The organism is Neobittarella massiliensis (ex Bilen et al. 2018), from assembly GCF_900289145.1.
In the GTDB taxonomy this organism is placed as follows: domain Bacteria; phylum Bacillota; class Clostridia; order Oscillospirales; family Ruminococcaceae; genus Neobittarella; species Neobittarella massiliensis.
This window is the reverse complement of record NZ_OKQO01000007.1, coordinates 163,499-183,487: the sequence shown is the minus strand read 5'-3', so window position 1 is coordinate 183,487 and position 19,989 is coordinate 163,499. Positions and strand designations below refer to the sequence as shown.

Annotated in this window: 21 protein-coding genes and 1 tRNA gene; 15 read left to right on the top strand and 7 right to left on the bottom strand. The window is 58.3% G+C overall.

Features of this window, described 5'->3' with window-relative positions:
• Window positions 1–37 precede the first annotated feature (37 nt).
• Complete coding sequence (locus C6Y32_RS11280; RefSeq protein ID WP_105205456.1) at window positions 38–397, top strand: metal-dependent transcriptional regulator; 360 nt, start codon at window positions 38–40, stop codon at window positions 395–397.
• Here C6Y32_RS11280 and C6Y32_RS11275 read toward each other — a convergent pair.
• On the bottom strand, window positions 375–1,748 hold the full coding sequence (locus C6Y32_RS11275) for a DNA glycosylase AlkZ-like family protein (RefSeq protein WP_475600681.1): 1,374 nt from the start codon (window positions 1,746–1,748) through the stop codon (window positions 375–377). The genes C6Y32_RS11280 and C6Y32_RS11275 overlap by 23 nt on opposite strands.
• 213 nt (window positions 1,749–1,961) lie before the next feature.
• Here C6Y32_RS11275 and C6Y32_RS11270 point away from each other — a divergent pair, with 213 nt between their 5' ends.
• Window positions 1,962–2,561, top strand: a complete 600-nt coding sequence (locus tag C6Y32_RS11270) for a M23 family metallopeptidase (RefSeq protein WP_105205357.1) — start codon at window positions 1,962–1,964, stop codon at window positions 2,559–2,561.
• A gap of 88 nt (window positions 2,562–2,649) precedes the next feature.
• Here C6Y32_RS11270 and C6Y32_RS15150 read toward each other — a convergent pair whose 3' ends face one another.
• On the bottom strand, window positions 2,650–3,285 hold the full coding sequence (locus tag C6Y32_RS15150) for a hypothetical protein (RefSeq protein ID WP_129589438.1): 636 nt from the start codon (window positions 3,283–3,285) through the stop codon (window positions 2,650–2,652).
• 533 nt (window positions 3,286–3,818) lie between these two features.
• Entirely contained in the window at window positions 3,819–3,980 is a 162-nt protein-coding gene (locus tag C6Y32_RS15425; protein WP_164998242.1) for a hypothetical protein, read from the bottom strand.
• A 262-nt stretch (window positions 3,981–4,242) separates the two neighbouring features.
• On the opposite strand from C6Y32_RS15425, the gene C6Y32_RS11265 reads away from it, so the two are divergent.
• The 7 genes from C6Y32_RS11265 (at window position 4,243) to C6Y32_RS11235 (ending at window position 9,074) form a co-directional block, all read left to right on the top strand.
• Window positions 4,243–4,506 carry a FeoA family protein gene (locus tag C6Y32_RS11265; protein ID WP_341480840.1) on the top strand — a complete coding sequence of 88 codons (264 nt, stop codon included), beginning with the start codon at window positions 4,243–4,245 and terminating at the stop codon, window positions 4,504–4,506.
• A gap of 81 nt (window positions 4,507–4,587) precedes the next feature.
• On the top strand, window positions 4,588–4,812 hold the full coding sequence (locus C6Y32_RS11260; protein WP_105205355.1) for a FeoA family protein: 225 nt from the start codon (window positions 4,588–4,590) through the stop codon (window positions 4,810–4,812).
• 81 nt (window positions 4,813–4,893) lie between these two features.
• A complete protein-coding gene (gene feoB / locus C6Y32_RS11255; protein WP_105205354.1) occupies window positions 4,894–7,053 on the top strand; it encodes a ferrous iron transport protein B in 2,160 nt (719 codons plus the stop codon).
• A gap of 49 nt (window positions 7,054–7,102) precedes the next feature.
• A complete protein-coding gene (locus tag C6Y32_RS11250; protein ID WP_105205353.1) occupies window positions 7,103–7,279 on the top strand; it encodes a FeoB-associated Cys-rich membrane protein in 177 nt (58 codons plus the stop codon).
• Entirely contained in the window at window positions 7,276–7,650 is a 375-nt protein-coding gene (locus tag C6Y32_RS11245) for a metal-dependent transcriptional regulator (protein ID WP_105205352.1), read from the top strand. The genes C6Y32_RS11250 and C6Y32_RS11245 overlap by 4 nt, the downstream gene beginning before the upstream one ends.
• 207 nt (window positions 7,651–7,857) lie before the next feature.
• Entirely contained in the window at window positions 7,858–8,865 is a 1,008-nt protein-coding gene (locus C6Y32_RS11240; RefSeq protein WP_105205351.1) for an aldo/keto reductase, read from the top strand.
• A 122-nt stretch (window positions 8,866–8,987) separates the two neighbouring features.
• A tRNA-Leu gene (locus C6Y32_RS11235) sits at window positions 8,988–9,074 on the top strand.
• 384 nt (window positions 9,075–9,458) lie between these two features.
• On the opposite strand, the gene C6Y32_RS15870 is transcribed toward C6Y32_RS11235, so the two are convergent.
• Window positions 9,459–9,821: a helix-turn-helix domain-containing protein gene (locus tag C6Y32_RS15870; protein WP_164998241.1), complete on the bottom strand. Its 363-nt coding sequence runs from the start codon at window positions 9,819–9,821 to the stop codon at window positions 9,459–9,461.
• 317 nt (window positions 9,822–10,138) lie between these two features.
• Between C6Y32_RS15870 and C6Y32_RS11225 the strand changes: the two genes are divergently transcribed.
• A complete protein-coding gene (locus tag C6Y32_RS11225; protein ID WP_105205349.1) occupies window positions 10,139–10,576 on the top strand; it encodes an NUDIX hydrolase in 438 nt (145 codons plus the stop codon).
• Window positions 10,577–10,814: 238 nt separating this feature from the next.
• Window positions 10,815–11,174: a nuclear transport factor 2 family protein gene (locus C6Y32_RS11220; protein ID WP_105205348.1), complete on the top strand. Its 360-nt coding sequence runs from the start codon at window positions 10,815–10,817 to the stop codon at window positions 11,172–11,174.
• Between the two features lie 213 nt (window positions 11,175–11,387).
• Here C6Y32_RS11220 and C6Y32_RS11215 read toward each other — a convergent pair whose 3' ends face one another.
• Both C6Y32_RS11215 and C6Y32_RS15530 read right to left on the bottom strand, forming a co-directional pair.
• On the bottom strand, window positions 11,388–11,717 hold the full coding sequence (locus tag C6Y32_RS11215; RefSeq protein WP_105205347.1) for a CGGC domain-containing protein: 330 nt from the start codon (window positions 11,715–11,717) through the stop codon (window positions 11,388–11,390).
• Between the two features lie 305 nt (window positions 11,718–12,022).
• Window positions 12,023–12,190 (bottom strand): DsrE family protein, encoded by a 168-nt coding sequence (locus tag C6Y32_RS15530; RefSeq protein WP_207204831.1) that lies wholly within the window; start codon window positions 12,188–12,190, stop codon window positions 12,023–12,025.
• A 460-nt stretch (window positions 12,191–12,650) separates the two neighbouring features.
• Between C6Y32_RS15530 and C6Y32_RS11205 the strand changes: the two genes are divergently transcribed.
• From C6Y32_RS11205 to C6Y32_RS11195, 3 genes are read left to right on the top strand one after another with little or no spacing between them, the layout of a single operon-like run.
• On the top strand, window positions 12,651–13,604 hold the full coding sequence (locus tag C6Y32_RS11205; RefSeq protein WP_105205346.1) for an AAA family ATPase: 954 nt from the start codon (window positions 12,651–12,653) through the stop codon (window positions 13,602–13,604).
• On the top strand, window positions 13,601–14,743 hold the full coding sequence (locus tag C6Y32_RS11200) for a DUF58 domain-containing protein (RefSeq protein WP_105205345.1): 1,143 nt from the start codon (window positions 13,601–13,603) through the stop codon (window positions 14,741–14,743). Before C6Y32_RS11205 ends, C6Y32_RS11200 begins: the two co-directional genes overlap by 4 nt.
• 39 nt (window positions 14,744–14,782) lie before the next feature.
• The gene (locus C6Y32_RS11195) at window positions 14,783–17,362 is read left to right on the top strand and encodes a transglutaminase-like domain-containing protein (RefSeq protein WP_105205344.1); all 2,580 of its coding nucleotides are present in this window, start codon (window positions 14,783–14,785) and stop codon (window positions 17,360–17,362) included.
• 224 nt (window positions 17,363–17,586) lie between these two features.
• Here the strand turns inward: C6Y32_RS11195 and C6Y32_RS15420 are convergent, their stop codons facing one another.
• Window positions 17,587–18,477, bottom strand: a complete 891-nt coding sequence (locus tag C6Y32_RS15420) for a tocopherol cyclase family protein (protein WP_105205343.1) — start codon at window positions 18,475–18,477, stop codon at window positions 17,587–17,589.
• A 510-nt stretch (window positions 18,478–18,987) separates the two neighbouring features.
• Between C6Y32_RS15420 and C6Y32_RS11185 the strand changes: the two genes are divergently transcribed.
• Entirely contained in the window at window positions 18,988–19,833 is an 846-nt protein-coding gene (locus C6Y32_RS11185; RefSeq protein ID WP_105205342.1) for a YitT family protein, read from the top strand.
• The last annotated feature ends 156 nt before the right edge of the window (window positions 19,834–19,989 follow it).

Here is a 19,989-nt window from a genome sequence, read left to right as displayed (position 1 = left end):
TGAGTAAAATACTGCGGGGAGGTGAGACGAGATGCACGTGGAGGAGTCTAAGGAGAACTATCTGGAGACGATACTGCTGCTCAAGCGCAAAAAGGCGTATGTGCGCTCGGTGGATGTGGCCGAGGCGATGGGCTTTTCTAAGCCCAGTATCAGCCGGGCCATGGGGATACTCAAAGAGGCCGGGTATGTGACCATCGAGCCCGACGGCAACATCCAGCTCACCGAGTCGGGCCGCCAGCGGGCCGAGTCTGTGTACGAGCGCCATCGGCGCATCACCGACTTTTTGGTAGAGACGGTGGGGGCCGACCCCGCTATCGCCGAGCAGGACGCCTGCAAGATCGAGCACATCATCAGCCCGGAAGTGTTTGCCGGCATCAAGGCCTACCTGCGCAAGTAGGCGCTGACTGAAAACAGTAAAAAAGAGAGAGGTCCGCTTTTCCGGTGGGGAAGGCGGGACCTCTCTTTTTTTGCGGCGCGGTGGGGCTGCAGATGGGCTGCGGACGGGCCGCAGTAGTGCTGTAGCGCACAGTGTACAGCTTATAGTGTGAGGTTTGTTTATGGGGTCTGCACGGCATAGCGGTGCAGGGTGCAGCGGCGAAAGGCGGCGTAGGACTCGGCCCGCTGCGCGAGCTGGCGCTCACCGGCGGAGGAGAGCGGCTCCCACAGCGCGGCGGTGAGCTCGATCTTGTCGGCGCGGGTCTTGGCTTTCCAGGTGCCGATGATACGGCCACCCTGCAGCACGGCGCCGGGGCTGGCCACCGTTTTCCACACGGTACGCTGCCGCGCTTTGTCGGGCAGCAGCAGCGCGCGGTCGCGCAGGCCGAGATAGGGGTCGTGAGCGCCCAGCAGGAGCAGGCGCTGCGGATCGCTGTCGGCGCGGTGCAGGGCGGGGATATCGGCAGCCAACAGATAGCGGCACGGCCGTCGACGGTCACCGGCTCCAGCTCGTCAGCCACGGTCTGCCACAGGCGGGCCGCCTGCCGGGGACTGCAGCCCAGCCAGTCGGTGAGATCGCGGGTGGTGGCGGGGCCGTGGCAGTGCAGAAATTTGCGCACCAGGTCGCGCCCGGCGTGGGGGGCGGGAGAGGGGCGGTAACCCAGCCAGTTTTCAAAAGAGGTAAAGGTGGGACTGCCCGCCTGCCGCCGGCCGAACACCACCTGGCGATAAAAGGAGCAGGGCCGCAGCAGAAAAGACACGGCGGCCCCGCCGACGGTCTGCCGGTCCGGCGCGCCGTACATGGAGGGGGCGTTCCAGCGGTCGCGCTTATCCGGCGGCAGCTGCGCCGCCACCTGCTGGGCCAGCAGGCGGTCCAGCGCCTCTTTGCTGTGGACCGTTTGCTGCTGTAAGATCTGGGCGGCGCTGCGCACCAGCGGCAACAGCTCGTCGAAGGACATGTCCAGGTGCTCCAGGGCGGCGGTGATGCCGCGGGTGTACACCCAGGGCTGCTCGCCCGGCTGGGCGATGAGCGAGGTGAGAAAGGTGCCGGACTCACCGGTGGGGAAGACGGCGGGGACGCCGCGAAAGCTCCAGGCCTGCAGCAGTGTTTTGTCGCTGTACAGCGCCTGGTGGAGCTGCTCGAGCGCACAGCCGGGCAGGCGGCAGAACAGCGCTGTCTCCCAGGCGCCGGGGGGCGAATTTTGCAGCCCGCAGGCGCCGGCGGCGGGCAGCAGCAGAGAGGCGGGATAGTCGCGGTCGAGGTGGTGGGCGCGTAGGCGAAAGCTGCGCAGTTGGTGGGCGGAAAAGCACATAGTTATTGCACTCCTTTGCTAAATCGCAGTAGATGAAGAATACGTATCATTTTACTAATAAAAATATTTTTTAATATTTTTTGAAGATTTACATTTAAACGTCTAAACGTCTTTATATAGATGTAGGGCAAATCAGAATGGCGCCATCTGAAACAGTTCTGCAGAAAAAGAAGTTTTAGAAAAAGGAGTTTTAGAAAAAGGAGTGTTTTTACTATGGCACAAAAACTGATCCAGCCTTTAAACAACGCTGGCATTACGGCTTCGTACAAATGGGGGACCAAGTATGAGAGCTCTTACGGCTTTACCCACTATGGTCAGGATCTAGTGGGGCTATTTCAGACAGATCCGGATGCGGTATATGCACAGGGATCCGGTATCGTGGCATTTGCCGGCTGGGATAACGTCTGTGGAAATGTGGTAGGCATTATCTACGATGAGGCGGTAAATCATTTTGATGGTGGGTCTTATAAAGTAGTCGGGAGATATTTTCATATGGCGAGTATCAAGGTCTCTCAGGGACAGCGAGTGACAAAGGATACGCAAATTGGCGTTGTGGGTGCAACTGGTCAGTATGTTGACGGCAAACATCTTCATGTGGAAATGGACAAAGATATTAATTACCCCAATTATACACCTACTCTATCTGGTGACTCGAACATACTTAAGGCAGGATATAGGGGATCTTCGGATACCAGTATCGACCCGATGCGTATGATGCATTGTAAAGAATCTCACCCTGATTATCAGTATATCAAGGTAATGAATGGCAGCGATTGGGTAGATCCCCGCGATGCGCAAATCCCCCACATCTAAAAAAAGGGCCCATATGGGCCCTTTTTTTGTGAGTAAAGAAGATAGGTATGGTGCACGCTCCCCGTTTTTAAAAATACAGCTGTTTGTATCAACTTATAGTATGACATGCAATATACTGAAAGGAATCGGTACCTGATAATGCGATGGTTAATGCTTTAGTGCCTACTTTTACATCGTCGGCTTCTTTGAAGTAATCCACAGTTATCTCAATAGTGTCACCATGTACTTTGTAATCGCTAACATTGGTGTAATATCTTTCTCCGCTTACACTGTTGACCATGATGGCATAGGACTGTTTATCGGGGACATAACAATAGGATTTTTGTACTTGCTGTGCAGATAATCCAAAATAGGTCTTGGCAAAAGTTTCTACATCACTTTGACTAAATAGATATCCATAGGGTTTTTGATCATAGGACTCACCATATTTAGGTACACCTGGGTCTTTATCTTCGTACTTGGCATAAAAATAACTCCATCCCAAGACTTTATTGACATCCAATTCGTCGGCCGTAGACCAGTCCTCTTGTAATCCTATGAGCATACCATAGGGCTTGACGTACAAATTATGAACTTCTTCATTACGGAGTTTGATAGAAGAGCTCTCTGAAGAAGTGGAGACAGATGAGGACGAATGGGTATCGGTATTTGCTTTTTTGCATCCAGTGCCGATAAAGCCCAAAATACAGAATACGATGACCATATATATACCGAGCTTTTTCACAAGATCCCCTCTTTCTATTTAATACAGAAAAGATGAATACTACATCTTACATATAATTATATAGAAAAATATTGAACTTGTGAATAATATAGTTTACCTAAATAAATGATTTCAGATTGTTTATTATGTCGTTTAAAAAGAATATATTGTTGATAATTACCATATTTAATTAATAATGTACATGTTTTTAAGATTACTAAGAGCTTTGTTATGAATAAGTCTAATATATTGTCGGGTGTAACCCATTAAGATTGCAATCTTTTATATGGAGAAACCATACCAATATCTTAGATATATGACCGTTTTTTGCTTTTGCTCTAATAGAGCGATACAACTTCTAAGCTCAATGCCTGATATATCCTTCTCTGCGTCTTTATCTAAAACATTTTGGTCATCGATATCCAAACTGAGGCGTGGCCTTTTGCGATGAAGATAGTATACATGATGTACAATGAACTGGTGCATGTACTTTATCACTTGTGCATTGGGGCTTGGGCCTTTAAAATTTTGAAGCGGCATTTTGTAAATAAGTTCTAGGAGAAATAGCTGGATATCACTTTTCCATCATCACCTAGACGATAAGCGTATTTTTCGATCAGAGGGGTAAAATCTGTAATAATTTTTAGCATAGCCTCATCAATTCCATTTTTTGCATGTTGAACCGTGATAAATATCGAATCGCCCCATTTGTCCATAGAAATAGCCTCCAAGCAATAGTTTTAAAAATAGCACAAACTATAAGATTGTTATATTAAAATTAGAACAAACAAATAGAACAAGTTTTACTGTGCTGGTCATGTACAGACAGCTTCATAATTTTACAGTTTATTTATAGATATATGTAAAAAACTGGATAAAATGGAAAAAGCGGGGAGGTGGGGAAAATCCTTGATGTTAGCCATTGACAAATTCGGTTAGCGGTGGTAAACTCTAGCTGTAGTTAGAGATAGGCAACTTTTGATAGCGGTTGCAAACACCCCGTTTGGGGAGAGCGGAAAGGAGACGGTGATGATGCCCCTGACCTTTGCAGAGGTAGGTAAACAGACCACCATCAAACAGATACGCGGTCGAGATGACACCCAGAAATTTTTGGGCAATCTGGGCTTTGTGGTGGGCGGCGCGGTCACCGTGGTGGCCGAGACCGGCGGCAACGTGATCGTAAACGTAAAGGATACCCGGCTGGCCATCAGTAAAGCCATGGCGGGTCGCATCATCGTATAGCCGGGGCTGCCGCCGGGGGCGGGAGGACCGCTCTCTGGGCGGCGGCCCTTTTATACATATATAAAGAGAGGAGCAAGTGAGATGAAGACACTGCGGGAAGTGGAGTGCGGCAAGACCGCCACAGTACACCGGCTCACCGGCGAGGGCCCCCTGAAGCGCCGCATCATGGATATGGGCATTACCAAAGGGACTCAGATCTATGTGCGCAAGGTGGCGCCGCTGGGCGATCCCATCGAGGTGACGGTGCGCGGGTATGAGCTGTCGATCCGCAAGTCGGAGGCGGAAAATATCCAGGTATCGCTGTAGGGCGGTGTGCGCGGCGTGCGGGCCGCGTCTTTTAAGGCCCTGTAGTTAGTCTGTGCTAATTAAGAGGAGAGGAGAAACGCTATGAAGTCGTGTATCGCGCTTGCCGGCAACCCCAACTGCGGCAAGACCACCATGTTTAACGATCTCACCGGCTCGACCCAGTATGTGGGCAACTGGCCGGGAGTCACGGTAGAGAAAAAGGAGGGCAAGCTCAAGGGCGACAAGGAGGTGACCATCACCGACCTGCCGGGCATCTACTCGCTCTCTCCGTATACGCTGGAGGAGGTGGTGAGCCGGAACTATCTGATCCAGGATCACCCCGACGGGATCTTGAACCTGATCGACGGCACCAACATCGAGCGCAACCTGTATCTGACCACCCAGCTGTTGGAGATCGGTCTGCCCATGGTGGTGGCGCTCAACATGATGGACCTGGTGAAGAAAAACGGCGACGTCATCGACGCGGGCAAGCTCGCCGACGCACTGGGTTGCCCGGTGGTCGAGACCTCGGCCCTGAAAGGACAGGGCTCGGTGGAGGCGGCCAAGCGGGCGGTGGCGGAGGCCGCCGCCGGGCGCCGGCCACAGAAGCGGCAGTTTTACACCGAAGAGGTGGAGGGGGCCATCGCCGAGATCGAGGGCGTCATCGCCGGCAAGGTGCCGGCAGAGAACATCCGCTGGTACGCGGTGAAGCTGTTTGAGCGCGACGAGAAGGTGCTGGATGTGCTGGCGCTGGACGGCGCGGCAGCGCAGAAGGTCGAGGAGATCACCGCCCGCTGTGAGGAGCGGCTGGACGACGACAGCGAGAGCATCATCACCAACCAGCGCTATACCTTTATCGCCGCGGTGGTGAAAAAATGTGTGCGCAAGCGCCGCACCGGTATGACCACCTCTGACAAGATCGACCGCATCGTCACCAACCGCTGGCTGGCGCTGCCCATCTTTGCGGCGGTGATGTTCGTGGTGTACTTCGTGTCGGTCAGCTGGCTGGGGACCATCGTCACCGACTGGACCAACGACACGCTGTTCGGCGGACTTATCTCTAACTGGGCCACCGGCGCGCTGACGGCGGTGGGGGCGGCCGACTGGCTGGTGGGCCTCATCGTGGACGGCATCATCGGCGGTGTGGGTGCTGTGCTGGGCTTTGTGCCGCAGATGCTCATCCTATTCTTCTTCCTATCGATCCTGGAGGACTGCGGCTACATGGCCCGTGTGGCGTTCATCATGGACCGTATCTTCCGCAAATTCGGGCTGTCGGGCAAGAGCTTTATCCCCATGCTCATCAGCTCCGGCTGCGGCGTGCCGGGCATTATGGCCACCAAGACCATTGAGAACGAAAAAGACCGCCGCATGACCATCATGACCACCACCTTTATCCCCTGTGGGGCCAAGTTGCCGGTCATCGCGCTCATCGGCGGGGCCATGTTCCCCAGCATTCCCTGGATGGCACCGGCCATGTACTTTATGGGCATCGCTGCGGTCATCGTATCGGGCATCATCCTCAAAAAGACCCGCGGCTTTGCCGGCGACCCGGCCCCGTTTGTCATGGAGCTTCCCCAGTACCACGTGCCGGCCCCCAAAGGCGTGCTCATCCACATGTGGGAGCGCGGAAAGGCGTTTATCATCAAAGCCGGTACCGTTATCTTTGTGGCCTGCGGCCTCATCTGGTTCTTGAGCAACTTCGGCTTTACCGGCGGCAGTTTCGGCATGGTCGCCGAGGAGGAGAGCCTGTTGGCAGTGGTGGGCAAGTTTATCGCCCCCATCTTTGCCCCGCTGGGCTTTGACAACTGGAAAGCCGCAGTGGCCACGGTATCGGGCCTGGTGGCCAAAGAGAACGTGGTGGGCACCTTTGGCGTGCTGTTTGGCCTGGGCGCCGACATCGCCGAGGACGACCCGGGTCTGCTCGTTCAGATCCAGACCATGTTCCCCTACGCGGCGGCGGCACTGTCGTTTTTGGTGTTCAATCTGCTGTGCGCACCCTGCTTTGCCGCTATCGGCGCCATCAAGCGCGAGATGGCCAGCGCCAAGTGGACCTTGGCGGCCATCGGCTACCAGACCGTTTTGGCCTACGCCGTATCGATGATGGTATACCAGTTTGGTATCGTGCTCTTTAGCGGAGCCGCCTTTGGGATAGGTACTGCGGCGGCACTGGTAGTGCTCATCGCCGGGCTGTGGCTGCTGCTGCGCCCCACCCCCAAGAATAAGCGGCGTGAGATGGCCCGTGCGGCCACTGCTGCCCGCTAGATAAACTGTATGTGCGCCCCTTTGTTCGGGCGGGAGAGGAGAGACCCCTATGCTCGCATTTTTGGCTGATAATCTGGCCACGATCCTCATCTCGGCGGTGCTGCTGGCCCTGTTCGTGCTGGCGGTGCGGCATCTGCGCCGCAAATCTGCCGGCGGCGGGTGCGGGTGCGGCTGTTCTGGCTGCCCCCACGCCGGGGGCTGCCCCTCCGCTAAGGGGAAGGGATGAGCGCGCCCATGTCGACCGCCCGCCTGCGCTACCTGCTCACCATCTATCAGCTGGGGCAGGGCGGACCGGTGCGCTCGGTGCAGATCGCCGACCGGCTGGATGTGACCAGAGCCAGCGTAAACCGCATGCTGGCGGTGCTGACCCGAGAGAAGGTGGTACAAAAAGAGCACTACGGCCGGGTGCAGCTGACTGCACAGGGATTAGAGCTGGCCAGCCGCTGCTGGCGGCAGTACAGCGACCTGTGCCAGGTGCTTGAGAGCCGGCTGGACCTGCCGGCCGAGCAGCTCAGTTCGCAGGCCATCGCGGTGGTGGCCGACCTGGGACCCGATGGGGTCCAGGGTATTCTTGACAGTGTGGGGCGGCCGGCGTAGAGCGGCGCAGTGCCCACCGATACACCTCCTATTTTGCTATATATTTCGCCATGGGGCGCCGCCGGCAGCTAAAACTGCCGGCGGCGCCTTTTTGCAGAGCGGCAGACTATAAGACAGCATGAAAAAGTGCTGGCGGCAGCTAAATTTTATGCTATACTGGGAAAAGAACACCATGTGACAGAATTTGCCCAAAGAGGAGGGGGACCTATGCCCAAAGTGACCCTGGGGACCACCGGTATCACGGTGGAGAAAAACGCCTTTGGCGCGCTGCCGGTGCAGCGGGTGAGCAAAGAGCAGGCGGCGGTGCTGCTGCAGAAGGCCTATGACGGCGGCATGCGCTTTTTTGATACGGCCCGCGCCTATTCAGACAGTGAGGAAAAGATCGGTCTGGCTCTGCACGCAGTGCGGGAAGATATCTACATCTCATCGAAGACGATGGCCCTGACGGTGGAGGATTTTTGGCGCGATCTGCACACCAGCTTAGAGCTTTTGCACACCGATTACCTGGATATCCTGCAATTTCACAACCCGCCGTTTTGCCCCAAGCCCGGCGACGGCAGCGGCCTATACGAGGCTATGTGCGAAGCCAAGGAGCAGGGGCTCATCCGCCACATCGGCATTACCAACCACCGGTTGGCAGTGGCGCGTGAAGCGGTGGAGTCGGGCCTCTACGAGACGCTGCAGTTCCCCTTTTGCTACCTGGCTACGGAAAAGGATATCGAACTGGTGGAGCTCTGCCGACAGCACGAAGTGGGCTTTATCGCCATGAAGGCGCTGTCGGGCGGGCTGATCACTAACTCGGCCGCGGCGTACGCCTATCTGGCCCAGTACGACAATGTGCTGCCTATCTGGGGCATACAGCGAGAGAGCGAACTGGCGGAGTTTTTGTCGTATATCGATACGCCGCCGTCTATGACCGCTGAGCTGGCGGCGGTGATCGAGCGCGACCGGGGACAGTTGTTGGGCGAGTTCTGCCGCGGCTGCGGCTACTGCCAGCCCTGCCCGGCGGGCATCGAGATACAAAACAGCGCCCGCATGTCGCTGCTGTTGCGGCGCTCGCCGCCAGAGCCCTACCTCACCCCTGAGTGGCAGGAGAAGATGGCGCGTATCGACAACTGTATCCACTGCGGGCACTGCATGGAGCACTGCCCCTATGGGCTGAATACCCCGGAGCTGCTGCGCCAGAACTACGAGGACTACAAGACTTTTTTGTAAGCCTGCGGGCAGTACTGGCCGCAGGTGATAAGGCTGTGAGAGAGCGCGACAAATTTTTTAAAAAAATTTGAAATTAGGGGTTGCCAAATAAAGAGCAATCGTATATAATAACTCTTGCAGTCGCGGATATGGCGGAATAGGCAGACGCGCTAGATTCAGGTTCTAGTCGGGGCAACTCGGTGGAGGTTCAAGTCCTCTTATCCGCACCATATGAAAAGCTACATTTTGAGAAATCAAAATGTAGCTTTTTTATTTGGCGAGGATGCTTACATACTGTTCACTGACGGGTGGAAACCCGCAACTCTTGCCATATACAGCTAAAGAATAAAACAGATGATGTTTAAAACGAACAGATGATGCGGCAGCTCACAATTCTCTGGCCTTGTTTTTGACTGTACCTGGTCGTAATAAATACGGCATGCATTCCTTACATACTTGGTGGGAGGCAAAAGCAGTACCACTGTAAATGAGAAAGACATTGAAATCTTCCCGGCTATTGAGTATCAACGGTTTTTGTCGACCCAGTTTTTCTAATATGATCAGGCGGGATTCGGGAATGATCGGCCGCAGAGCATAGAGCTCCTCTTTTCCATCTATACCCGCCCACTGCATTTTGCCCCGCAATGGGAAAGGTCCGTCTTTCGGAGAAACTCGATCCAGTAATAGTCGGTTTCCTCGCGTATATGATTGTTTTGTACATGGCGATAAAATATATTTTTTGTCCGATAAAGCTCTAAAAATGATGCCTCGGCATTGTCGGAAAGTCCAAGCAGATAGTCTGTAGAGAGATCGAATATAGAGGCCAATTGAATGAGACTATGTGTGCCAGGCGTGGACTGATCATTTTCATATCGGACGACAGATCTCTCTGAAACACCGATAAAATAGGCGAGTTGTTTGGTGGTGAGGCGACAGTGTTTTCTAGCGTGCCGTATACGTTCACTTGTTTTTGACATCTTTATCCCCCCTGCAGCCATCTTAGTGGTTTTCCTTCTAAAAAACAACGGACAATTTTATCACCTATAGACCAAATAAAATTGCGCAAATGATGGTGCGCAATAGATATAACGGCAGTAGATAAGCGCGCCATATGGACAGGGCTTGCTGTAGAGCGGTGTTGGCGCATGCTATGTATGCGCCAACACAAAAGCCCCTATCTATGAAGTAGTGTGCGGCTATCCCTAAAATATAGGGAGCAGCGCCGCTTTTTAAGGCGGCGCCTTTGTGCTATAGTAGGTGTGTAGAAATGCGCATTTTTAGATAGGGGGACCTTATGGAGTTCAGGACATATCCGTTTGGCGAGGTGGGGCAGTATTTTTCAGCCGATATCATGGCTGTATACAAAGGCCGGTGGCTGTTTTGTATGCACCGGGAGCGGGAGACTTGGGAGCACCCCAGCGGCTATATCGAGGTCGGGGAGACACCGCTGGAGGCGGCCAAGAGAGAACTGTATGAGGAGACCGGAGCGATAGATTTTGAGATAGAGCCGCTGTGCGATTACTACATAGACGGCGACCTGAACGGCACCCATTTTCGGGGTGGCGGGCAGGTCTATTTGGCGGTGGTGCACAAATTGGGGGCGCTGCCGCGCGGCAGCGAGATGCGCAAGGTGGGCCTGTTTGACCACCTGCCAGAAAAGCTGACCTACCCCATCCTGCGCGAGTATTTCCCGATCGCCCAGGAGAAGTGGCGGTCGCACACAGCCGGCTGAGAGTTCGCTCCTGCCCAGCCCGAGGAAAGTATCTTGAGGATACTGCACGGGGCGGTGTCGGCCCACACCGCTATCGCAGACTCATGAGTTTTCGGCCGCTACCGGAAGCCCCCGCCACGACCCATACCGGCCCGATGGGCGGGAGCCCTTGACCGGTTGGTGTGAAGGATGACGGTGCGCACAGATACTGATGTGCGCAGGCTGGGGCTGTAAAAATAGGTAAAAAGGAGGGGGAGCGTTGCACGATATACTGTTGGCGCGCGAAAAACAGTTTTTTGTGCGCGTCTATACCTCCGACCGCAGCTGGCTAGAAACGGTACTGCACCGCGATTTTTTGGAGTGTGGCAGTTCAGGGCGCCTATTTGGCCGCGAAGATACCATCCAGTCGCTGCTCGCTCTCACCGGGGACCGGGATATCACCATCTACAACTACCGCTGCAGTGCGCTGGGGCCGGGCTGCTGGCTGGTCAACTATATGACCGGGATGGGCGAAGACTGGTATTACCGGACTTCGATATGGGTGGGGCAAGCTGCACCGCAGCTGCGCTTTCACCAGGCGTCGCGGCTGGTGAAACGGGGAATGCCGACCACCTATTGAGCGGATCTTTGGCGGGTATGACCGGATAGTAGCCAGCGGTCAGTGGTCGGTAAAGAGGCCCGTCCGCCGCCAGCTTAGATGAGAGACGGTGGCTCGAGTCTTAGCGGTCCATCACTGGTTACACGGTAAAGAGAAAGAGCGCTCCCGCCCCGCCTGGATAGGCAGGGATGGGAGCGCTCCTTTTTATTAAATAGCGACGACCAGAGACGTGTACTAGTGGCTGTAGGTAAGCACCTGGATGTCGTCGCCGACTCTTTTTTTAATGGCATAGATCATCTGTTCGGCGTTGGGGCATGGAAATGCCAGCGGCGAGCCTTTGGTGATACAGGAGGATAACACGATGGTATCACACCCACACTTGACCATATTTTCGGCCCGTGTTACCGCCTTTTTGCCGGGACAGCCGCCACAGGTGCTGATATTTACCAGCTCTACCTCATCTGCGCCCTGAAAGGCGCCGTGCTTATTCTTGATGGCCTTGAGGCAGACCGTAGCGCCGCAGATATCCTCGGTCTGCATACATCTGATCAGTCCAACTTTCATGGTGTTCCCCCCGTATTTGCTGTTTTTTATCTATACTATAACACGTGCGCAAAAAGGGGTAAAGAGCAGAAACTTAGGGATAACAGAAAAGATGCTACAGGCCGAACAAATTTTTAAGGGGTTATAGCAGGGACTGAAGCTTCCCTATAGAGTGCACCGGCGGCAAGACAGGGACGGGGCCGCTGTGCAAATAGCGAATACAAGTAAAATGAGCGGTGGGTAGCGAATAAAGGGGATCTGGTACGCCGGTGTATCGGAGAAGAGAACACGGGATGTGGACGGTCAAAAGACGGCTATTACCCGCGCTACGGCTTTACATAGGCCCAGCCCTCTTCTTGGCGGTCCACCAGCTCGGCGATGCCGGCGGGGACTGTGTGCACAAAACCCGGCAGCGCCTGGGTGCTGATCCCGTTTGCCCGCAGCGCGTTTTGGCAGGCGGTGAATACCACCCCGCGCACGGCCAGCGCTTGCATGCGGGCAATCTGGCTGTCGGGAGCGGTATAGGCCTACACCGCCGGGCCGTTGGCCACGATCTCTACCTGGTAGTGGCGGCCGCCCGGGGGCGGGGCCGCCTGCAGCAGATTTTCGATATTGCCCAGCGCCAGCGGCCATTTTGGGAGTTCGTCTATGTGGATGAGTACCTTTGACAGAGCGATCGCCTTCTTTTCTTGTTATCATATGTCCAGTGTACTGCGGCCGGAGCGGTCTGACAACTGCCGGCTGGTGGCCAAATTGTAAACATTTTGTGCCGGGTCTTGACCTGGAGCGGGCTCCAGGTGTTAGGCTTTGAGTAGATGAGCGATGGCCGCCAGGCGACACAGCATGTAAAAATTCGACAGGCTTTCATAGTAATAATGCGAATTGCCGCTAAAAAGGAGATAGAGTATACTGGTGAAAACGCGATCTCGGTGTGGAAATACGGGGGAAATGCAGATGAAAAGGCAGGAATTGAGCGGCGCCAGACAGGTGCTGCGGCAGGTGGAGACGGTCATTCAGGGCAAACGGGAAGTGGTGCGCAAGGTGTTTTTGGCCATGCTGGCCGGCGGCCATATTTTAATAGAGGATGTGCCCGGTACCGGCAAGACGACGTTGGCGCTGGCCTTTTCGCGGGCGCTGTCGCTGGAGTTTGGCCGTATCCAGTTCACCCCGGATGTGCTGCCCTCAGATGTGACCGGCTTTACCATGTACCAGCAGCAGACCGGGAAGTTCGTCTTTAAGCGGGGCGCGGCTTTTTGCAATCTGCTACTGGCCGACGAGATCAACCGCGCCAGCCCCAAGACCCAGTCGGCGCTGCTGGAGGTGATGGAAGAGGGGCAGATCACCGTTGATGGGGTGAGCCACCCGCTGCCACAGCCCCACATCGTTATCGCCACCCAAAACCCGGCCGGCTCGGGGGGGACCCACCCGCTGCCCGAGAGCCAGATGGACCGGTTTTTGATGCGCATCTCCATCGGTTACCCGGATATGGACAGCGAGATCGAGATGCTGCGCCAGCGCCGCACCGCCGCGCCGCTGGAGGTGGTGGAACCGGTGCTCGATGCCGGCGGACTGTTGGCGCTGCGCCAGGCGGTGACTCAGGTCGAGATCCACCCCAGCATTTACCGCTACACCGTAAAGCTGGCGGCAGCCACCCGCGATCACCCGGATATCGCCGTGGGGGTGAGCCCCCGCGGTACCTTGGCCCTGACCAGGGTGGCCCAGGCGGTGGCGATGGCCGCGGGGCGGAGCTTTGTGCTGCCCGACGACGTAGACCTGTGCTTTTTAGATGTGTGCGCCCACCGCGTGTCGCTGCAGCCGCGGGCGGCCGCCCAGGGCAAAACGGCAGAACAGGTGTTGCAGGGCGTACTGCAGGAGGTACCCACCCCGGCGGTGGCCGCCGCCCAATGAGGGGGCAAAAGCCGGGCAGTGGATTGGGCGCGCGGCTGTTTTACGCACTGCTCTTGGTGGCGGCACTGGGCTTTTTTGCCCTGTACCGGTGGTACTTCTCGTTTTGGTGCCTGCTGGTGCTGTTGGCGCTGCCGCCGGTTTTGCTATTGGGCCAGTTTCTAAGTGCCCGGCAGCTGCAGCTGCGGCTGCCGACCGAGCGGCAGCTGTTCACTGTGGGCGGCACCTATGCGCTGCCTGTCGTGGTGTCGTGCGGGCTTTTGGCGCCGGCCCAGTGCTTTTTGCAGCTGGCGTACGAGAGCGTACACACCGGTCACCGCCAGGTGTTTTGGGCGCGGCTGCCGGTACGGCGGGGCCGGCAGCAGATCGAGCTGCCGCTGGAAGCAGACCACGCCGGCCACTACCGGGTGTGGCTGCGGCGCTGCCGGGTGCGGGACGTGTTTGGCCTGACTGGCTGGCGGGTGGCCGTACAGGGCAGCTGCGACCTGTTGGTGCTGCCGCCGGACGACTTGGAGCCGCTGCTGCTCGACCTCGACATGCGGGGAGAAAACGGCGCGATAGACGGCGAGCGGGAGGGGGATGAGCTGCTCAACCCCCTGTATATCCGCGAGTACCGGCCGGGTGAGGACCTGCGCACGGTACACTGGAAGTTGACGGCTGCCCGGCAACAGCTGCTGGTGCGCCAGCCCGGCGACCAGATACAGCGCCGGACCCTGCTGTGCCCACTGCTGCCGGCGAAGGCGCTGACTTTTGCCCAGCAGGACTGGCTTTGCGCGACTACCTACCGGTTGGCCCGGGCGCTGGCCCTCGAGAGCTGCCCGGCGGCGCTGGCTTTTGCCGACGCCAGCGGCAGCTGGCACTACCGCGAGCTGGAACTGGGGGCGGTGGATGTGGCGATCGCGGACTGGCTACAGCTGATGGTGCAGCCCGAGTCGCTGCCGACGGCGCTGAGCCAGCTGCCAACTGCGCAGGCGGGGGCCCTGCTGCTGCCGTCGCTGCTGCCGGCCGAGGAGGTGCGGGCGGGGCTGCCGCTGCGCCTGCGCCGGTGGAGCACGCTGTACCGCCCCGACACCCAGTACGCGCAGGTGCTGCCCCAGCCGGTGGGCGAGCCATCGGCACCGGTGCGGCCGCCGCAGCAGTAGAGACGCAGACTTGAAACATCACCGAGAGGAGGCCCGACCGTGGCTGCAAAGACCACCCCTTTACGGGGAAAAGAGCCCCCGTTTATCAGGCAGGGGGCAGCAGTGGTACCGCCGCCCAACCGGCGCTGGATCGACCTGCTGCCGGCTGGCCTGTTGGGGCTGGCGGTGGCGGTGCTGGTGGCATTTTGTGCCGGCAACATGTACGACCAGCCTGCCAATACCTGCCTGGGCGCGGCACTGCTGGGCGGGCTGCTGGGGCTGGCGATATGCCTGCCCCGCGGGCGGCGTTGGCCGCGGGTACTGCTCTCGGTGTTGGGGTGGGGCGCGTATTTTTGGCTGCGCCGACAACAGCTGGCCCAAGGTGTGGCCCAGCTCACCGGACTGGCCCTGCAAGAGGTCAGCGGCGCTGCTGTGGCGGCCCCAGGGGCGGTACAGAGCGGCGAGCAGGTAGTGGCGCTGAGCATGCTGTTTGGCCTGGTCGGCTTTTGGCTGACGCTGTACACCTGCTGGCGGCCATCGGTTTGGCCGGCGGTGTTATATACTGCAGCGGTGCTGGGGCCGGGGCTGTTTTTTAGCTATGGGGCCCCGTCGGCGGCGCTGGCACTGCTGTTTTGTGCGCTGGGGGGCCTAGTGGCGCTGTCCGCCAGTCGCCGGCGCGCCAAAAAGTCGGGTGTGGGGGCCGGTCGGGCGCCACTGCTCGGCCTGCGGGCGCTGGCGCTTTTGCTGCTGTGTACCGGGCTGGTGGCGGCGCTGGCGCCGGAGCGGGTATACCAGTCGCCCCGGGTGCTCTCTCTGCGCGACGGGATGAAAGCCCGGCTAGAGTCGCTGCTGTTCGTAGAGGAAGAAGAGCGCGCGAGTAACCAGGCCGTGAGTCAGGGAAGGCTGGGGCGGCTGGACCAGCTCAAGGCCAGCGGTCGGGTAGATATGACGGTCCATCTGCCGGTGAGCAGGTACCCGCTGTATCTGCGCGCCTACACCGGCAGCGTGTACACTGGCGACAGCTGGGAGGCGCTGTCGTCCAGCCAGACCCGCGCCGCCCGCCGGCAGCTGGAGGAGGCATTTGGCAGCGACCACCCTCAGGACCTGCCGCAAAAGCTGGTGACACTGCGCTACCGGTTGGGCCAGCCGCTGCCGGGCAGCGCGCTGATGGGGGCCACGGTGACCAACCTGCGGGCCGACCCCGCCTACGCCTACCTGCCGTATTACACCCAGTTTCCCCAAAGGGACCCGGCGGGGAAAAAGACCGAGTTTGACCTGGACAGCTCGCTCGTCATCCGACAAGAAAACTGGGATACCCCCTATACGCTGTACTACGCGACGGCGCCGGACATCTTGTCGCAGGAGCAGCCGGAGGCACCGCTGGTGGCCGTGCAGGGCCAAAATAGCGAGGTGGACCGATTTTTAGAGCAGGAGCAGGCCTATCGCAGGTTTGTGTACCAGACCTATACCCAGCTGCCAAAAGAGGGCACCGAGCAGATACGCACAGACTTTACCCCCGCCTGGGCGCAGCAGTTTGAGACCCGGGACGAACTGGTCGAGGCGGTGTGCAGCTACCTGCGCATGAGCCACAGCTACACCCGTTCGCCCGGCCGCATGCCGGCCGGCAGCGATTTTGTCTCCTGGTTTTTGTACGAAAATCAGCGGGGCTACTGCGCCCATTTCGCCAGTGCAGCCGCGGTGATCTTTCGCGCCTGCGGGGTGCCGGCGCGCTATGTGAGCGGCTATGTGGTGCCCGCCAGCCGGCAGGAGACCGGCAGCGACCCCGACCACACCGAACAGGCCCAGGAGATCTTTGACTGCACCAGCGGGGAGATACAGAAGGTGCGCAGCACCCAGCAGCAGGTGCTGGACAGCAGTGCCCACGCCTGGTGCGAGATCTATGTAGACGGTTTTGGCTGGGTGCCGGTAGACGCTACGCCCGGCTACTCGACCTGGCGGCAGGGGGGATTTTCGCGCCTGCCGGAGACGCTGGCCGGAGAGGCGCTGATCCAGCGGCTGCCGCAGGAAATGATCCCCGAAAAGCTGCAGTTGCAACCGCCGTCTGAAAATAGCTCGGCGCCGTCGGACGATCGACCAGACCAGCAGCAGAGCCAACCGGACGGCGCTACCGCTGCTACCGGCAACAGCGGGCACAGCGGCTGGGTACTGCCGGGCTGGCTGCGCGCGGTGCTGACGGCGGTGGGTGGCCTGCTGGCACTGGCGGCGCTGTATGGCGCGTGCCGCTGGGCAGTGCTGTTTTGGCGGCTGGGGCCGACTTGCCGCGGGCCGGAAGCCGGGCGGGTGCGGGCGGTGTACGAGCTGTTGCTGCCGGCCCTGACTGCGGCCGGACTCTGCAGCGGCCCCCACTTTGACTACCAGCAGTACGGCCGGCAGCTGGGCGAGGTCTTTGGCGAGATCGAGCCCGATGTGTGGGATGCGTTTTGGCAGGTGGTGTTGGCGGCGGGCTTTTCACAGGCGGCGGTGAGCCGGGCAGATCGCGTGCAGGTTATGGCCACTGCCGACCGGCTGTTGGGGCTGTGTTTGGCGCGGATGGGCCGCGCACGCCGGTTTTGGTACCGCTTTGTGCAGTGCCGGCCGGCCAGATTGCGCCGCGACCACTGCCGGGTACGCGGGCGTTAGCGGCGGATGTTCGGCCCACACTCTGCTATATAGCTGGCCCTGATCCGCCGCCCAAAAGATGCAGGCGCTGGCGGCGCGGTGTGTTTTTTGGTGCATATCCGTTGGCCGCGACACAGCAGTTTTCCACCGTTAGCGGATGGATGGTGGAAAACTGGGCGGTCTGCCCGAAAATATCGGTGCGGCCAAAAAGAGCCGGTCCACGAGCGCTCGTGGACCGGCTCTTTTTATGAAATACTGCTCGGGGCCCAGCAGCCCTCAAAGCTGGCAGTGGCGGTAACGGTATCGATGAGCAGCGCGCGGCCGTTATAAAAGCGGACCCGAGCCCGACAGCAGGCCCCTTCGCGGATCGTGCGGGCCATTTTTCCACCCTGAGGCGCCAGCAGCGGCTGACTGTCGCCGCCCAGGTGCTCGATGGCCAGCCACCACCGCCCCTGGCTGAGCAGCAGGCCATCGTCGCCTACATAGAGCGGCCGGGCCCCCAGATAGCTGGCCAGCCGGTACTCGGCACCGCCGGTGCGGATGCTGGTGATACAGCCGGTAAACTGGCCGGGACCCAGCGGCACCGAGGCCACCGAGACCATGACGCTGGCCCCCGGCAACAGACACTGTGCCCAGACATAGCGCTGGGGAAAGGCGCCGCCGCGGTCGCCCTCGATATAGCCGACGCCGCGGTCAAAGCAGTAGCGCTGGCTGCCGATCTGCAGCCAGCCCTCTACCCGGTGAGCCAAACTGATGACCCGGTGGCGGCACTGCATGCCCGGCAGGTGGGTAAAGGGACCCATGATGTCGTACCCCGGCGGGGTGAGCGGACCGTAGCGCAACCGGCCCAACACCGGCACCCCCGCGGCCCGACAGTAGATGTTGGCCCCGCCCGGTCCCAGGCGATTTTGCCCCAGGTGGATCTGACCGTGCTGCTCGTCGACCGCAAAAGCGGTGGCCGGGTAGGGGATAAAGGCACTGTAGCCGGGGGCGATGACCTGCAGCGAGGCCCAGTCGCGTCCGCCGTCGCGGTGAAAGGCGGGGATGAGCGCCACCACCGCTCCGCCTTTTTGCTGTTTAAAATACCAGCCCTCAAAGTAATTTGGCCGCCGACCCGGCCCGTAGAATAGTTGCATGGCGTGCTCCTCTCGGTGTACTGTGTACTGTGTACCGCCTTTTATCACAGAGTATGGGCCGCCGCGGGCTTCAATAAGCGCCGCCGACCGAGTGACTGTGCCACCAGTAACAGGCAGTGGCGGCACGCGGGGCCTGACGGGGAAAAGATAAAGCGGGACGACGAGCCGACAGCGGCGCTTTTTTATGCCCTCGATGGGGCAAAATAGTGGCGACACAGCTGCACTGGGGCGCGGGAAAAAGTGCAAAAAGAGCAGTTTGCAGCTTGCAGGTCGGGCCTGCCCATCCTGCAGCGATAAAACAGCCCCAAAAGGGCTCTGAACAAAAAATAGCCCGCTATTTTGCAAGGCAGAAAAGTAAAATTTGCACAAATAAAATGAGTAAATTTTGTTGATTTTGCGGCATATTGTGCTATAATAGCCAATGGCAGAGATGGGTGGCCGACGGGCGGCCCAAACACGGTTTTGATGGAGACCGGGCGGTGGTCGTCCGGTACAGGGGGGCACAGACAGATGAATAAAAAGCTGCGGGACTTTTTGCTGCTGAACCTGGGTGTTTTGCTGGTTTCGGTAGGGGTGTACTTTTTCAAGTTCCCCAACCATTTTTCCACCGGCGGGGTGAGCGGCCTTTCGATCTTGCTGGCCAAGCTGCTGCCGGCGGTATCGCCGGGAACGCTGGTACTGGTATTCAACTGCCTGTTTCTGGTGCTGGGGTTCGTGCTTTTAAACCGCAGTTTTGGCCTGAAAACTGTGTATTGCAGCCTGCTGTTCTCGGGGCTGACCAAGGGGTTTGAGGTGCTGTTTCCGCTGGCGGCGCCGCTGACCGGCGAGCGCATGCTGGAGCTGGTGTTTGCCATGGCTCTGCCGGCGGTGGGCTCGGCCATTTTGTTTAACCTCGATGCCTCGACCGGCGGTACCGACATTTTGGCGATGATCCTCAAAAAATTTACCCGGCTGGATATCGGCAAGGCGCTGATGGCCAGCGACGCGCTGATCGCATGCAGCACGTTTTTCCTCTTTGACGTGCAGACCGGCCTGTTTTCGGTGCTGGGACTGCTGATGAAATCGCTGCTGGTGGACTCGGTCATCGAGAACATCAACTTGAAAAAACAGTTTCTCATCATCACTACCGCCCCCAGACAGGTGTGTGGCTATATCAATAAAAACATGCACCGGGGCGCTACCGTGTGGCAGGCCCACGGCGCCTATACCGACGGCGAGCGCTGGGTGATCTTGGCGGCCATGAACCGCACCCAGGCCAACATGGTGCGCAAATTCGTCAAGACAGTCGACAGCCATGCGTTCGTGCTGATCTCCAACACCAGCGACATCATCGGCAAAGGTTTTCGCGGGATGTAGAAAACTGCTGTTACAGATAAAAAAGAAGCGAGACGGCCCGCGGGCTGTCTCGCTTCTTTCTATTTAGTCTGTCGGTAGTAGGGAGGGCATCCCTTATTTTTATATAGGCTACATGTGCGGCGTACTGCTGTACCCAGCAGTGCCGGACTGTCCCTG